Raw genomic sequence first — 14771 nt, 5'->3', positions numbered from 1 at the left:
CCGACCGGGGATCAACCGTAGCGCGCGCGGAGGGCAGTTGTTGACGACCGACTGTCCCGGTGGCCTGGGCACAGGTGCCCCGAGAGCCCCTCCGGAGTCAACCACCGGCGCCCGTACGCCCCCAATCACCGCCCGCTCTGGCCCACTCCCGCTCCCACGAAACCATCCGGCGGTTCATCAGCCGCCACATCAGCACTTTGCGCGAAATCAGCAGCAGGCAGCCCGCGCCCGCGGCGGACGCGACGCCCGCGAGCACGGCGTGGGTGTTCGCGGTCGCGGAGTCCAGCGGCGGCGGTACGAGCACGCCGTCGTGGTTCGTCCACACCTTGACCTCGCCCGCATGCCGCACCTCCACCTCGGCGGAGACGGCCGCGGTGTGCACGGACCCGTCGGGGCCCCTCCAGCGCAGCACGTCGGTGCCGCCCGGTCCGGCGGATCCGGACTCGGGGGCGGGGGTGGAGCCGGTCTTCTGCGTGCTCGCGGGCTGTACGGTGGCCGTCACCAGCGTGCGCTCGGCGTGCTCGGCGCGGACGACCTGCCGGAGGCCGTGGTCGACCTCGTGGCCGGCCCACCAGCCGAGAGCGGGCAGGGCGCACAGCAGTACGGCGGTGATCAGCCCGAGCCACGCCTCGATGACATCGGTGCGCCGGCGCAGTGGGTTGCGCCGCCACCGCCATCCGAGCTGCACGGGCTTTCCAGGCTTTCCGGGCTTCCTGCGACGACTCATCGACCTCATGGCGGCCACCCCCTTCACCCGTTCCACTACCGCACACGGCGCGATTCATGCATGCCCGTTCGCGCGGGGCGCAGACGTGCTCGGCGCGGCGCTGCTCTCACGGCGGTGAACGGGCCGCCGGCGCACGGGGTTCCGGACGGTGGAAGGCGGCTCGGGGCGGTCGCGTGGTTTGCGTGAGTTCACGCGGTTCGCGTGGATCGGCGCTTCGGGCGTGTCGGGAGCGGGCGCGCGGGTATACGGCGGCGGGCGGTCCGGGCGTGCGCCGGGGAACGGGCCCGGGCGGGCACGGGGTGGCCGCCGCACGGACCGCCACCCCCGGCGGGCCCTGCGCTGCCACCCGTGGCCGGGCGCGGCTTCTCACGCCGGGTGACGGATACGCGTCCCCGGGCGTCGTTCAGTGTCGCGGTGGTCCCCCGTGAGCCCCCACGGCTCCATGACCGCCCCCGCGCGCCGCTGATCCCGCGCGGGTGCTCGACCGGACACGTACGCGGTGCGACGACCGCGGGCGCGCGCGGCGGCCGCCCCCCTGGCAGCCGCCCGCGTCAAGCCTGTGATCAGCCCTGGTAGTACCCCTGACCGAGGTTCCGGCGCGGGTACTGGTCCTCCGGGTGTCCGGCGGGCGCCTGGCGGGGCGCCATGGGACGCGGCGGCACCGGGCGCGCGGCCTCGTACCCGGACGGCGACGGCTGCGGCGGCTGGGCCGGGTAGCCCGCGCCGTTCGCGTTCCCGTTGCCGTAACCGCTGTAGTTGCCGCGCGGGGCCGCCGCCTGCTGCGGGATGTACGGCGCCGGCGGCTGCTGGTATCCGTTCGTCGGATAGGCGTTCTGCGCCGGCGGCTGCTGGTACTGCTGCTGGGCCGACGGCCCGGACGGCAGGGCCGGGAGCGCGGCGGGCAGCGCGGGCAGATTGCTGCCGCCGTAGGAGTTGTAGCTTCCCGAGTCGTACCCGGAGTAGGCGGAGGGCACGCGGATGGGGGCGATCTGCGGCGTGCCTCGTTCAGCGACGAGGCTGTCGTAGATCGGGGTGTCCGGAAAGGACGCAGACGAGGGGTAGTAGCCGCCGTAGCCGCCACCGTACGAACCGCGGGGGGTGGTCATGAGCCATAAGTTAAGCCCACGATGTGGTCATTGGGGAGCCCGATCGGAAGGTTGTTTTGCGTGCGGGGAGTGACCTCCGGTCATCAATATGAGCGAATCCTCGGAAAACGGTCAGCGGATTATGGTGTGATCAGGTAAAAGGTGCGCGTCGGAGGGTGTTACCGGGGGTCGCGGCGCGCCGGGGAGAGGAAGCCGGATGGCACTGCGCGAAGGGGAGTACGTGAAGCTCCCGACGGCCCCCGTACGGCTGGAGTTGGGGCGGCCGGCGGGCGAGGGACTGCCGCGGGCCGAGGTACGCGCGCTGCTGAACGGAAAGGTCGGCGAAAACGCGGTGCGTCACGAAGACGGTGGCGTCAACGACGGGTTCGCGGTCGACACTCTCACGGTTGATCTCGCCTCACTCGAAAGTGCGGTCAACTCCGTGCGGGTGGTGCTCGCGACGGAAGCCGGGCCGGCGGGAGATCTCGCCGAGGGCGGCGCCGGGGAATCGGCCGGGAAGGCGGCCGGGATACGTCTGCGGGTGCTCGTCGAGGGCGCGGACGGGCCGGTCGAGTTCGCGCGCGTCGACTGGGCGGGGGCGGCCGGCGGCGGCGAGTACGTACTCGGCGAGTGCTACCGGGAAGGCGGCGGCTGGCACTTCCGGGCGGTGGTCAGGCCCCTTCCGGCGCGGCGTGCCGAGGCCGCCGCGGCGATCACCCTCACCGCGGCCGCGCCCGCCGTCTCGCTCACCCGGCAGGGCGCCACCTCCGGCACGCTGCGGATCGGCCCGCTCTGGCAGGGGGCGCCCGAAGGACTCGGCATCGACCTGTGCGCGCTGTTCGAACTCTCCGACGGCAGCAAGGGCGTCGTCCAGTCGCTCGGCGGCGCCTACGGTTCGCTCGACCGCCCGCCCTTCCTGCTGCTCGGCGGTGACGAACACACCGGCGAACAGCTCACCGTCAACCTCGACCGAGGCGCCTACTTCCGTCGGGTCCTGGTCTTCGCCGCCGTCTTCGAGGACCCCCTCGGCTTCGAGGACCTGCACGGCACGGTCACGCTGCGCCCCGAGCACGGCGCCGCCGTGGACTTCGCCCTCGACGTCTGCGAAGTCCCTTCCACCGTCTGCGCGTTGGCCCTGCTCGCCCGCGACGGCGCCGAACTCGTCGTACGCCGCGAGGCCCGCTATCTGCTGCCGAGGCCCGGAGTCAGCCCGCAGCGGACCGTCGACTACGCGTACGGCTGGGGGCTGAACTGGACGCCGGACCGGGCGGCCCGCAAGTAGCCGCCGCGGCACGGGCGTCGGGCTGTCTTTCGGCTGCCGCCGGTCACATCGAGGCGTCGGGACGGGCGTAGGTACGGCCCTTCCACGCCGCGCCCCGGCCCCGGTAGTGCTCGACCGCCGAGTCCACGGTCATCAGCAGATACAGCGCGGCCGTGTACGGCAGCGTCGGGGCCAGCCACAGCGGCTGTTCGTAGTACCGCAGCATCGGCAGATACGTGCAGGTCATCACCGCCCACGCGGCCAGCCCCAGCGCGCACAGCGGCCACGCGCCCGCCAGCGCGCCGCCGATCGCGGCGACCGGCGGCACGAGGTAGATCAGCGCGAGCCCGACGACCGTACCGGCCAACACGGCCGGGTTGTGGCGCAGTTGGGCGTACGCGCTGCGGGCGACCATCTGCCACAGCTCGGACAGCCGCGGATACGGGCGGACGCTGTCGACCTGGTCGGCCAGGCCCAGCCAGACGCGGCCGCCGGAGCGTTTCACGGCCCGGGCGAGGGCGACGTCGTCGATCACGGACTGCCGGATCGCGTCCGGTACGTCGGCGGCGGTGGCCGCGGCGGAACTCAGCAGGACGCAGCCGCCGGCCGCGGCGGCGGTGCGGGTGCGGGGGCGGTTGATCCAGCGGAACGGGTAGAGCTGCGCGAAGAAGTACACGAACGCGGGCACGATGAGGCGTTCCCAGCCGGTCTGTACGCGCAGCTTCGCCATCTGCGAGACCAGGTCCAGGTCGTGGCCGACCGCGGCGGCGGTCAGCGCGCGCAGGTTGTCCGGGCGGTGCGCGATGTCGGCGTCGGTGAGCAGGAGGTACCGCGCGTCGGTGTGTTCGCGGGCCAGCGTGATGCCGTGGCGTACGGCCCACAGCTTGCCGGTCCACCCGGCGGGGGGTTCGCCGGGCGACGTCACGGTCAGCGGCAGGCCGCCGTGCGTCTCGTGCAGGCGGCGGGCGAGGTCGCCGGTGCCGTCCGTGCTGCCGTCGTCCACGAGGAAGATCTCGGCGCGGCCGGGGTAGTTCTGCGCGAGCAGCGAGGGCAGGCTCACGCCGAGCACTTCGGCTTCGTCCCTGGCGGGTACGACGATGGCGACGTCGGGCCATGTGTCGGCGTCCGCCGCGGGGTTCGGGGCGGGGAGCCGGACGTCGGTCCGCCAGAAGCCGCCCTGGCCGAGCAGCAGCCACACCCATGCGGCGAGGGACACTCCTGCGATTAGCGTCATCACGATCACCCCCGCAGTCTCCCCTACGGGGAGTTCCCCACCCCGCCGCGCCACCCTTTTCCGCCCCGGCGGCGTGCGGCCTCCGGCCGGGGCGGTCGGGCACCGCCGGTCGCCGCCGCGGCGGGAGCGAGGGAACCTCAGGCCGTTCCCCGGCCTGGCCCGCCCGGATGGGCCTGCCCGGGCAGGTCTGGGCGGCGCGCCGCGCCCACCACTTCTCCGCCGCGGCGGTGCTCAGCCGGGATGGCGCGGTCCGGCGGTGCCGGACGCCTCCGGCTGGGGTGGTTTGGGCACCGCCGGTCGCCGCCGTCGTGCGTCCCGCCGTTGCGGCGGGAGATTGGGGGAACGTGGAGCCGTTCCCCAGGCCCAGGCCCGAGCCAGGCGAGATCGGATCGGGTGGGTCTCGTGCATGGCGGGAGGCGACCACCGTCCTTCCGCCGCGGCGGTGCTCAGCCGGGATGGAGCGGTTCGGCGGTGTCGAGCCGATGGTGTGCCCACCGTTTCCGTTGTGGCGGCGTACGGCCCCCGGCCGGGGCGGTCGGGCACCGCCGGTCGCCGCCGTTGGGCGTCCCGATGTTGCGGCGGGAGATTGGGGGAACGTGGAGCCGATCCCCGGGCCCAGGCCCGAGCCAGGCGAGGTCGGATCGGGTGGGTCTCGTGCGTGGCGGGAGGCGACCACCGTCCTTCCGCCGCGGCGGTGCTCAGCCGGGATGGAGCGGTTCGGCGGTGTCGAGCCGATGGTGCGCCCACCGGTTTTCGGCGCGACGGCGTACGGCCCCCGGCTGGGGTGGTTTGGGCACCGCCGGTCGCCGCTGTTGGGCGTCCCGATGTTGCGGCGGGAGTGAGGGGGCCTCAGGTTGTTCCCGGGCCTGGGCCGCGCGGGTAGGTCTGGGCGGTGCGGCGCGCGTGCCGCTTCTTCGGCGTGGGGGCGGTCAGCCGGGATGGAGTGGGCCGGCGCGGAGCGCATATTGTGGGGGCGTGAAGATCGCGCTCCTCGACTCGGGTATCGGGCTGCTCGCCGCCGCCGCGGCCGTACGAAAGACGCGGCCGGACGCCGACCTCGTCCTCACGTCGGACCCCGAGGGCATGCCCTGGGGCCCCCGCACCCCCGAGGACGTGACCCGCCGCGCCCTGGAGTGCGCGCGGGCCGCGGCGTCGTACGGCCTCGACGGTCTGATCATCGCGTGCAACACCGCCTCCGTGCACGCGCTGCCCGCGCTGCGGGCCGCGTTCGAGCCGGACCTCCCGATCGTCGGCACCGTACCCGCGATCAAACCGGCCGCGGCCGCCCACCGCACCGTCGCGATCTGGGCCACCCCGGCCACGACCGGCAGCGCGTACCAGCGCGGACTGATCGCCGAGTTCGGCAACGGCGCCGACGTCACCGAGGTGCCCTGCCCGGGCCTCGCGGACGCCGTCCAGGCCGGTGACGCCGACGCCGTGACCGCCGCCGTCGCGGCCGCCGCCGCGCTGACCCCGCCCGGCGTCGGCGCCGTCGTGCTGGGCTGCACGCACTACGAACTGGTCGGCGACCGGATCGCCGCGGCCGTACCGGGCGCGGCCCTGTACCGCTCGGCCGACGCCGTCGCCGCCCAGGCCCTGCGCAGAATCCCCGTGGAATCCGCAGGTCAGGGCCGCCTCGACGTGCTCCTCAACGGCAAGGCGTCCGCCCTGCCCGCCGCCGCGCTGGCCTACGCCGAGGGCGCGCTGCTGGCGACCACGCCGGCCACCGCGTGACACGCGACTCATGCCGGAATGCCGCCGGCTGGGTACGCTGCTTGACATGACGCACGCCCCCCGGCCACAGACCGGCGCGTCCCAGGTGTGGACGGGCCGGGCCAGTAACCGTATGCAGTGGGTGCTCGCCGCCGCGGGCGCCGCTTGCCTGGCGCTCGGCATCGAGCTGGCCGTCGACGGCCCGGGCGCCTCGGGTCTCGTCCCTCTCGTGATGTCCGTGGTGGGCTGTCTCGCCGTGGGACTGCTCGTGCTGTTCGGCACGATCGCGTTCACCCATGTGCATGTCCGGGTCGACCGCGAGGCCGTGCACGTGCGGTGCGGCCACATCGGCGTGCCCCGGCGCCGTATCCCGCTGGACCAGGTCAGCGGCGCGCACCTCGCCCCGCTGGTCAGCCCGCGCACCTGGGGCGGGTGGGGCTACCGCTGGCGGCCGGAGAAGGGCACCGCCGTGGTGGTGCGGCGCGGTCCGGGCGTCGAGATCGACCTGGGCGGCGGCCGCCGCTTCACCGTCACCGTGGACGACGCGGAGGGCGCGGTGCAGGCCATCCGCGACTCGCTGCGCCTGCGCACCCGCCCGGCCGGCGGGGCCTGAGCGCTCCGGCCGTACGTACGCCCGATCCCGTCGCGGACGCGCCGCCGTACGCCGCGGCCGCGTACGCCGTACCTCACCCCGCCCCCTCGTCCGCGAGCGGCCGGGCCGTCGCCACGCCCGCAAGGAACCCCGCGCCCGCCGTCACGACGGCGTAGCTCAGCACGTGGTCGACACTCGCCAGCAGGGCCAGCCCGGTGAGCGCGGCCCCGGCGGTGAGCACCACCGCGGTGGGCCGGGGCGAGCGCCACAGCGCGCACAGCACCCACCCGTAGGCCGCCGCGAGCAGCGCCACGCCGGGAACGCCCTGCTCCGCGGCCAGCTGGAGCGGCGCGGACTGGGGCGACTCGTCGGCCGGCGTGTCCGAGGGCAGCGGCGTGCTCTCCTCGGCGAAGCGCTCGGGTCCGACCCCGCGCAGCGGATGGTCCTGGGCCAGGTCCACCGCCTCGTGCCACAGCGCCACCCGCTGCTGGGTGAGCTGCCCGGTGAGGGACTGCGCCAGACCCGACGGCAGCGCGTCCACCGCGACCGCGTAGCTCCCGCCGACCGCGAGTGCCGCGACCAGCGCCAGCGCGGCGAGCCCGAGTGCCCGGCGCCGCCAGCGGGCGGCGGCCAGTGAGCACAGGGTGACGGCCACGCCCGCGGCGAACCCCGCGGCCGACCCCAGGGCCAGCGCCGTCACCGCCGCGCCCGCGCCCACCAGCCGCAGCGCCGTACGCCGGACCGGGCCCGGCGCGCCCCACGCGGCGCAGCAGGCCGCCCCGACCGCCAGGACCAGCAGCGCGGCGTCCGCGTTGGTGTAACCGAGCGGCGGAGTGCCGGGGTGGTCGGACAGCCGGGAGGGCGGGATCAGGATCAGCGCGAGTACCGCCGCGGCGGCGGCCGCGGGCGCGAGCACCGGGAGCAGCGCGCCGAGGATCCGGCCGGCCGCGTACCCGGCGGTGACCGCGAGCAGCGCCAGCAGCGAGCCCTCCGGTCTGGCCTCCCGGCCGCCCGCCGCGACCAGCGCCCAGACGGCGCAGCAGACCAGGACGGCGATGCCCACCGCGTCGGTGATCCCGGCGGCCGGCCGGGCCGCGGGCAGCGCGGTCACCGGCCCGCCCGTCCGGTCCGCCTGCGCGGCCTCCGGTGTCCCGCCGGCCGTCGTGTCCATCCTCCGCTCCCCCTGCCGCCACCCGGGCGCGACGGAGTGCCGCCGGGCCCGCGTTCCCCGCGTGGGCGTCTGCTGTCCGGTCACCGTAACGGGTGAGTGCCCACGCTGTGGATATGTCGCACAGGAACCGTCCTCGCTTGTGAAACCTGGTGCTGATGTGGCGTTCACCCTTCTTCTCGTAGGCTCTGGGCATGGCGACTCCCCGATTCATCCAGGACATCCGTGCGAAGGCGGGCGACACCCTGCTGTTCCTGCCCGGCGTCGTGATGGTGGTGTTCGACGACCGCGGGCGGATTCTGCTCAATCAGCGCTCCGACTCCGGGAAGTGGGCGCTGATCAGCGGCATCCCCGACCCCGGCGAGCAGCCGGCCGAGGCCGCGGTCCGCGAGATCGCGGAGGAGACCGGGGTCTCGGCGGTGGTGGAGCGGGTGCTGAGCGTCTTCACCAACAAGCCCGTGATCTACGGCAACGGCGACCGCGCCCAGTACGTCGACATCGTGCTGCGCTGCCGGGCGATCGGCGGCCGGGCGCGGGTGAACGACGACGAGTCCCTCGATGTGCGCTGGTTCGCCCTGGACGAGCTGCCGGCGCTGGGGCCGATCGCACGCGGGCGGATCGAACTGGCGCTGCGGGACGATCCGACATGGTTCGCGCCTGCGGAGCCGCCGCCCGTTGATCAGCTGGCGCCGACGCCGACGCCGACGCCGACGCCGACGGCCGCGGAACCCGCGTCGGCCGACGCGTCCGGTCCGTCGGCCGGGGGACCGCACCGCCCGTAGTCAGGAAGTGACGTCAAGTTTCATTGTTAAGTCAAAGAGTTGCGTTAATTGGTCTTGTAATTGCGCATGGCCTACGTCTATGGTGGGACAACTGTGCTCCGGCGCGTCCTGACCCGCGCCGGAGCACATCCACGCGCACACCCGTACGTCCGGGCCCGCGCATGCGACGAGGCCCGAGGCCCGAGGCCCGCGGCCTCCCGGCGAAGGGGCCGCACACCATCGAGGGCCGGCGGTGATTCCCCCCGCCACCGCCGGCCGGGTGACGCGCACCCCCGTACCACGTCACCCGCGGGGCCATCGAGAACTGCTCGGGGAAGGCCCTGCCGCACCAGCGTCTGGCATGCCGACCTCATTTCGTCCCCGGTCGGTCCTCACGCGAACTCCGGCGCCCCGCCAAGCCGTTGACCGTCGGCCGCGAAACGCCAGCCGCGACGCCCTGTCCGGGCCGCGCGCCGCGGCTATGATGCGTGCTCCGGCCGCGGCGAGGCGGCCGGCGGTGGCCGACCACGCCTGCTGAGAGGGGACGGGGTGGAGTTCCGGGTGCTGGGCGCGCTGGAGGTCTGGTCCGGCCCGGTTCGGCTTCGGCTCGGCGGACCGCGGGAGCGCAAAGTCCTCGCACTGCTGCTCCTGGAGGCCAACCGCACGGTCTCCCTGGGCCACTTGGTCGACGCGCTCTGGGACGAAGCGCCGCCCGCCACCGCCGACAAGCAGATCCGCAACGCCGTCTCCCGGCTGCGCGCGATCCTCGGCGCCGGGCCGGGCGAGAACGGCGACCTGACCGCCGTCGGCGACGCCGGATACCGGATGACGGTGACAGAAGGCGCCCTGGACGCGGCCGAGTTCGACCGCGAGGTGGCCGCGGCCGAAAGGGCGGCGGCCGCGAACGACCTGGCCGGAGCCGCCGACCTGCTGCGTACGGCGCTCGACCGCTGGCGCGGACCCGCGCTCGCGGGCATGTCCGGGCGGCTGATCGAGGCGGGCGCCGCGGCCTGGGACGAACGGCGGCTCGCGGTCCAGGAGACCTGGACCGACCACCAGTTGGCGCTCGGACGGCACACGCGGGTCGTCGCCGGACTGTCGGCCACGGTCGCCGCGCATCCGCTGCGCGAGAAGCCCGTCGGACAGCTGATGCTCGCGCTCCACCGCGGCGGCAGGTCGGGCGACGCGCTGGGCGCGTACCAGGAGTTACGGACCCGGCTCGCCGAGGAGATGGGGCTCGACCCCGGGCCCGGCCTGCGCGAACTGCACCAGCGGATACTGACCAACGACCCCGCGATCGCCGCCCCGCGGGCCAGGGCCCAGGACGGGGGGTCCGCCACCGAGGCCCGTATACCCCGCCAACTGCCTGCCGCCGTACGGCACTTCACCGGCCGCCGCAGACACCTCAAAGCCCTGGACGAACTCCTCGACCAGACCGCCGACTTCGGCGGCGGCACCGCGGTGATCTCCGCGATCGACGGGACCGCCGGCATCGGCAAGACCTCGCTCGCCCTGCACTGGGCCCAGCGCAACGCCGACCGCTTCCCCGACGGCCAACTCCATGTGAATCTGCGCGGATTCGCCCCCGGCGCCCGCCCGATGGCCCCCACCGAGGCCGTCCGCTGCTTCCTCGAAGCGCTCGGCGTGCCCACCGGGAGCGTCCCGCAGGACCTGGACGCCCGTACCGCCCTCTACCGCAGCCTGGTCGCGGGCCGCCGGATGCTGGTCGTCCTCGACAACGCCCGTGACACCGACCAGGTACGGCCGCTGCTGCCCGGCACCCCCTCCTGCGTCGTGGTGGTCACCAGCCGCAACCAACTCGCCGGCCTGGTCGCCGCCGAAGGAGCCGTCCCGGTCACCCTCGACCTGCTCAGCGACTGCGAGTCCCACGACCTGCTCGCCCGCAGGCTCGGCCCCGAGCGCACGGCCGCCGAACCCGAGGCGACCGCCGCGCTCGTCGACCTGTGCGCCCGATTACCGCTCGCCCTGAGCATCGCCGCCGCCCGCGCCGTCCTCGCCCCGCGGCTGTCGCTCGCCGACCTGGTCACCGCGCTGCACGACGTACGCGGCCGGCTCGACACCCTCGACATCGGCGATCCCACCACCGATCTGCGGGCCGTCTTCTCCTGGTCGTACGCGCATCTGGCCCCGGCCGCCGCGCGGATGTTCCGGCTGCTGTCCACCCACCCCGGACCCGACATCACCGCGCCCGCGGCCGCCAGCCTCACCGGGGTCCCCGCCACCGACGCCCGCCGCGCCCTCGGCGACCTGATCAGGGCCCGTCTCGTCGTCGAGCACACCCCCGGCCGCTACACCTTCCACGACCTGCTGCGCGCCTACGCCGCCGAACTGGCCGCCACCTACGACACCGACGAGCAGCGCAAGGCCGCCGTACTGCGGGTGCTCGACCACTATCTGCACACCTCCTACGCGGCCGAACGCCTGCTCAACCCCGACCCGATCGTCCTCGACCTGGGCCCGCCGCAGCCCGGCACCACCCCGGAAGCGCTCAACGACGCACGGCGGGCGAGCCATTGGATGGAGACCGAGTACCAGGTCATCATCGGTGTGCTGTCCCAGGGCGACATCTACGACCTCGACGCGAAGTCCAGCCGGCTGGCCTGGACCGTGATGAGCTTCATCGACCGGCGCGGCCCGCGTCCGGCGCCCACCACCCCGCGCGAGCCGTATCCCTCCGGCCGGATCCGCGCCCAACTCGGCCTCGGGCCCTACTACTCCTGGCTGGTCGGCTACCCCGCCGCGCTCACCCACCTCCAGCGGTTCGCCGCCGTCTACCGCGAACTGGACGACGACACCGGGCTGTCGCACATCAGCTTCGGCCTCAGCTCGATCCTCGAACACCAGGGGCGGTACGACGAGGCGCTTGAACAGGCCCTGCTCTCCCTGGAGTTGTTCACCCGCATCGGCCACCGCCCCGGGCGGGCCAGGGCCACCAATGCCGTCGGCTGGCTGCTGGGCGCCATGGGCGACCACCGGGCCGCCCTGCCGTACTGCGAGCGGGCGCTCGACCAGTACCGGGAGCTGGACGACCGGCCCATGCAGGTGATCGCCCGGGAGAACACCGGCCGCGCCCACCACGGCCTGGGCGGGTACGAGGAGGCCGTCGCCGCCTTCACCGCGGCGCTCGCCCTGGCCCGCGAGGTGGGCGACCCCTACGAGGAGGCCGTTGTCCTCGGCCACCTCGTCGCCTCCCACTGGGCCGCCGGCGACAGCGCGGCGGCGGACCGGGCGCGCGCCCTGGCGCTCGACCTCATCGCCGGGCTGGACGGCGAAGAGGCCGCGGCGCTGCGCGAGTCGACCGGGCTGTAGGAGGGCGGCCGCGAACCCCGGACGCACGGGCCCTGGACGCGCGAGCCGGCAGTCGGCCGGGAAGCGGCCGGAAAGTGTCCCAACCCCCCTCTGGCCAGCGGACTTTGTCAGTGCCGGGCGGTAAAATCGAAAGTGTTCGAGAGGGTTGCCCGACGCCCGAGGGGATGCCGATGGCCGCTGCCGTACTGCCTCTGAAGACACCCGCACCGAAGACCCCGCTCACCCCGCTGCCCAGGAAACCGCTGCCCGCCGGACGCCCGCGCGAGTGGTACGTCGCGCACAACCGCAGGCTCAAGACCATGCGTCTGGTGATCGCCCTGCTCGACTCCGGGGTGTACGAGCCGGCCCAGGCCGGCAACCCCGCGATCCGCCGTGTCGCCGAGCGGATCGGCGTCCACCCGCCGTCCGACATCACCTGCCGGATGGTCCGCGCCCTGCTCGGCTACGGGCGCTGATCTCCTGCTCTCCCGGGCGCCGGACTCCGGTGTCCCCGGCCCTCTTTGCCGCTCTCCCGCGGCGAAGGGGGCCGGTTTCGCACGTACCGCGAGAACTCGGGCCGCACGCCTCACGCCTTGCGGTAGGTGTACGCCTCCGTCGCCGCCGCCTCGACCGCGTCCAGGTCCGCGCCCGTCGAGGCGGTGACCACCGCGGCGACCGTGCCCTCCAGGAAGGGCGCGTCCACCAGCCGTGTCCCCGGCGGGAGTTCGTCGTCGGCCAGCAGCGCCTGCACGGTCAGTACGGCGCTGCCCAGGTCCGCGAGCACCGCCACACCCATGCCCTGGTCCACCGACCGGGCGGCCGTGACGATCAGGTCGGAACTCGTACCGAGGCCGCCGTCGGGCCCACCGCCCGCCGGAGCCACCCGTACGTCCGCGGAACCCCCGGTGATCTCCCCGGCCAGCTCCGCGACGGCGCGCGCGACCGCGGCGCTGTGCGAGACCAGGACGATGCCCACGAGCGGGTCGGGTTGCGAGGACATGGTGTCGGTCATACGGCGGCCTCCCGTGCGGTGTCCGCGAGCGCGGTGATCAGCAGGGCCGCCGAAGTGGCGCCCGGGTCCTGGTGGCCGACGCTGCGCTCGCCGAGGTAACTGGCCCGGCCCTTGCGGGCCCGCAGCGGCACGGTGGCCGCCGCGCCCTGGTCGGCGGCCTCGGCCGCGGCCCCCAGCGCCCCGGCCGTGGAACCGCCCTTGTCCAGCGCGCCGGACAGCGCGTCCACGGCCGGGAACAGCGCGTCCAGCATCGTCTTGTCGCCGGGCGCCGCGCCGCCGAGCCGCGCCACGCCCTCGACCCCGGCCCGCAGCGCGTCTCGCAGCCGGGCGGTCGTCACCGCGGAGTCGTCGCCGAGTTCCTTGCCCGCGCGCCGCAGCAGCGTGCCGTACAGCGGGCCGGACGCGCCGCCGACCGTACTGATCAACTGCCGTCCCACCGCGACCAGTACGCCTCCGGGGGTGTCCGGCGGCTCCTGGCCGACGGAGGAGCGGGCGGCGAGGAAGCCGCGGCGCATATTGCTGCCGTGGTCGGCGTCGCCGATGGGGGAGTCGAGGTCGGTGAGGTGGTCGGCCTCGCGGTCGACGGCCGAGGCGGCCGTGTCCAGCCAGCGCAGCAGGAAGGCCGCGTCTATCGGGGAGTCGGCGGGTGCGCGGGAGTCGGGGGAGTCGGTCATACCGTGCCTTTCCTCAGAACGGGAGGGCGGGGCGGGACGGGCATGGCGGTCCGGGCGGCCGGTGAGAACAAGGGCCGTCCTGGGTCCGGAGGGGTCAGCAGCCCCAGCGCAGGGCCGCCGTCGAGACCGGCGCGTCCCACAGCCGCAGCAGTTCCTCGTCGACCTGGCAGATCGTCACCGAGGCGCCCGCCATGTCGAGCGAGGTCACGTAGTTGCCGACGAGCGTCCTGGCCACCGGGACCCGCCGCTCGGCCAGCGCGCGGTGCACCTCGGCGGCGAAACCGTAGAGTTCCAGCAGCGGGGTGCCGCCCATGCCGTTGACCAGCAGGAGTACGGGCGCGTCCGGCCGCAGGTCCTCCACCACCGCGTCCACGGAGACATCGGCGATCTCGCCCGAGGTCATCATCGCCCGCCGCTCACGGCCCGGCTCGCCGTGGATGCCGACGCCCAACTCCAGTTCGCCGCTGGGAAGATCGAAGGTCGGGCCGCCCTTGGCGGGAGTGCTGCACGCGCTGAGCGCGACGCCGAAACTGCGGGACGACTCGTTGACCCGGTGGGCGATCCCGGCCACCCGGTCCAGCGGCGCGCCCTCCTCGGCGGCGGCGCCCGCCAGCTTCTCCACGAAGAGGGTCGCACCCGTGCCCCGGCGGCCGGCCGTATAGGTGCTGTCGATAACCGCCACGTCATCGTTGACCAGCACTTTGGCGACCTGGACGCCCTCGTCCTCGGCCAGCTCGGCGGCCATGTCGAAGTTCAGTACGTCGCCGGTGTAGTTCTTCACGATGAACAGCACGCCCGCTCCGCTGTCCACGGCGGCCGCGGCTCGCACTATCTGGTCCGGGACCGGCGAGGTGAAGACCTCGCCCGGACAGGCGGCGTCCAGCATGCCCCGGCCGACGAATCCGCCGTGCAGCGGTTCGTGCCCCGACCCGCCGCCGGACACCAGTCCGACCTTTCCCTCGTACGGGGCGCCCCGCCGCACTATCACCCGGCGCTCGACGTCCACCGTCAGCTCTGGATGCGCCACCGCCACTCCGCGCAGCGCGTCGGCGACGACGGTCTCGGGTACGTTGATCAGCATCTTCATGGGTGCCTCCTGATCATTTTACCAGCCAAGCTGATGAGCTGCGTTTGTGCAGGTCAGCGCGTGTGCCCACGATCGACGATCTCGGCCTTTTCCGGTGCGCGGCGGCGCCGGGTGCGGGGGCTCGGGCTGGTGTGCCGGTGAGGGGATA

At 74.2% G+C, this 14771-nt stretch carries 12 protein-coding genes and 1 pseudogene; 6 read left to right on the top strand and 7 right to left on the bottom strand.

Annotated features, from left to right (window positions below; all coding sequences use genetic code 11):
• Positions 1–97: 97 nt before the first annotated feature.
• Positions 98–688, bottom strand: a complete 591-nt coding sequence (locus OHA30_RS01065; protein ID WP_328911858.1) for an Rv1733c family protein — start codon at positions 686–688, stop codon at positions 98–100.
• Between the two features lie 602 nt (positions 689–1290).
• Positions 1291–1833, bottom strand: coding sequence for a DUF6643 family protein (locus tag OHA30_RS01060; RefSeq protein ID WP_328911857.1), 543 nt, complete (start codon positions 1831–1833; stop codon positions 1291–1293).
• Between the two features lie 196 nt (positions 1834–2029).
• On the opposite strand from OHA30_RS01060, the gene OHA30_RS01055 reads away from it, so the two are divergent.
• Positions 2030–3094, top strand: a complete 1065-nt coding sequence (locus OHA30_RS01055; protein ID WP_328911856.1) for a Tellurium resistance — start codon at positions 2030–2032, stop codon at positions 3092–3094.
• A gap of 43 nt (positions 3095–3137) precedes the next feature.
• Here OHA30_RS01055 and OHA30_RS01050 read toward each other — a convergent pair whose 3' ends face one another.
• Positions 3138–4307, bottom strand: a complete 1170-nt coding sequence (locus OHA30_RS01050) for a glycosyltransferase (RefSeq protein ID WP_328911855.1) — start codon at positions 4305–4307, stop codon at positions 3138–3140.
• A 975-nt stretch (positions 4308–5282) separates the two neighbouring features.
• Between OHA30_RS01050 and OHA30_RS01045 the strand changes: the two genes are divergently transcribed.
• The gene (locus OHA30_RS01045; RefSeq protein WP_328911854.1) at positions 5283–6041 is read left to right on the top strand and encodes a glutamate racemase; all 759 of its coding nucleotides are present in this window, start codon (positions 5283–5285) and stop codon (positions 6039–6041) included.
• Positions 6042–6087: 46 nt separating this feature from the next.
• Entirely contained in the window at positions 6088–6633 is a 546-nt protein-coding gene (locus tag OHA30_RS01040; RefSeq protein ID WP_328911853.1) for a hypothetical protein, read from the top strand.
• Positions 6634–6706: 73 nt separating this feature from the next.
• Here OHA30_RS01040 and OHA30_RS01035 read toward each other — a convergent pair whose 3' ends face one another.
• Positions 6707–7783, bottom strand: a complete 1077-nt coding sequence (locus OHA30_RS01035; protein WP_328911852.1) for an O-antigen ligase family protein — start codon at positions 7781–7783, stop codon at positions 6707–6709.
• Between the two features lie 191 nt (positions 7784–7974).
• Here OHA30_RS01035 and OHA30_RS01030 point away from each other — a divergent pair.
• From OHA30_RS01030 to OHA30_RS01020, 3 genes and pseudogenes are all read left to right on the top strand, one after another.
• Positions 7975–8439, top strand: a pseudogene (locus tag OHA30_RS01030) (NUDIX hydrolase); the annotation flags it as partial.
• 651 nt (positions 8440–9090) lie between these two features.
• Positions 9091–11871 carry an AfsR/SARP family transcriptional regulator gene (locus OHA30_RS01025; RefSeq protein WP_328911851.1) on the top strand — a complete coding sequence of 927 codons (2781 nt, stop codon included), beginning with the start codon at positions 9091–9093 and terminating at the stop codon, positions 11869–11871.
• Positions 11872–12035: 164 nt separating this feature from the next.
• On the top strand, positions 12036–12326 hold the full coding sequence (locus OHA30_RS01020) for a hypothetical protein (RefSeq protein ID WP_405785986.1): 291 nt from the start codon (positions 12036–12038) through the stop codon (positions 12324–12326).
• A gap of 110 nt (positions 12327–12436) precedes the next feature.
• Here OHA30_RS01020 and OHA30_RS01015 read toward each other — a convergent pair whose 3' ends face one another.
• From OHA30_RS01015 to dhaK, 3 genes are all read right to left on the bottom strand, one after another.
• On the bottom strand, positions 12437–12862 hold the full coding sequence (locus OHA30_RS01015; protein ID WP_328911849.1) for a PTS-dependent dihydroxyacetone kinase phosphotransferase subunit DhaM: 426 nt from the start codon (positions 12860–12862) through the stop codon (positions 12437–12439).
• Entirely contained in the window at positions 12859–13536 is a 678-nt protein-coding gene (dhaL, locus tag OHA30_RS01010) for a dihydroxyacetone kinase subunit DhaL (protein ID WP_328911848.1), read from the bottom strand. The genes OHA30_RS01015 and dhaL overlap by 4 nt, the downstream gene beginning before the upstream one ends.
• A 94-nt stretch (positions 13537–13630) precedes the next feature.
• Positions 13631–14623, bottom strand: coding sequence for a dihydroxyacetone kinase subunit DhaK (gene dhaK, locus OHA30_RS01005; protein WP_328911847.1), 993 nt, complete (start codon positions 14621–14623; stop codon positions 13631–13633).
• Between the last annotated feature and the right edge of the window lie 148 nt (positions 14624–14771).

The sequence above is a fragment of the Streptomyces sp. NBC_00223 genome (genome assembly GCF_036199905.1).
Lineage (GTDB): Bacteria > Actinomycetota > Actinomycetes > Streptomycetales > Streptomycetaceae > Actinacidiphila.
Note: the sequence above shows the minus strand (reverse complement) of the source record. Positions and strands in the feature narration are given on the sequence as shown.

Coding starts and splice junctions, on each gene's coding strand:
- OHA30_RS01040 (WP_328911853.1), top strand. CDS start 6,088: ATGACGCACGCCCCCCGGCCACAGACCGGCGCGTCCCAGGTGTGGACG.
- OHA30_RS01015 (WP_328911849.1), bottom strand. CDS start 12,862: ATGACCGACACCATGTCCTCGCAACCCGACCCGCTCGTGGGCATCGTC.
- OHA30_RS01050 (WP_328911855.1), bottom strand. CDS start 4,307: ATGACGCTAATCGCAGGAGTGTCCCTCGCCGCATGGGTGTGGCTGCTG.
- OHA30_RS01020 (WP_405785986.1), top strand. CDS start 12,036: ATGCCGATGGCCGCTGCCGTACTGCCTCTGAAGACACCCGCACCGAAG.
- OHA30_RS01035 (WP_328911852.1), bottom strand. CDS start 7,783: ATGGACACGACGGCCGGCGGGACACCGGAGGCCGCGCAGGCGGACCGG.
- OHA30_RS01060 (WP_328911857.1), bottom strand. CDS start 1,833: ATGACCACCCCCCGCGGTTCGTACGGTGGCGGCTACGGCGGCTACTAC.
- dhaL (WP_328911848.1), bottom strand. CDS start 13,536: ATGACCGACTCCCCCGACTCCCGCGCACCCGCCGACTCCCCGATAGAC.
- dhaK (WP_328911847.1), bottom strand. CDS start 14,623: ATGAAGATGCTGATCAACGTACCCGAGACCGTCGTCGCCGACGCGCTG.
- OHA30_RS01055 (WP_328911856.1), top strand. CDS start 2,030: ATGGCACTGCGCGAAGGGGAGTACGTGAAGCTCCCGACGGCCCCCGTA.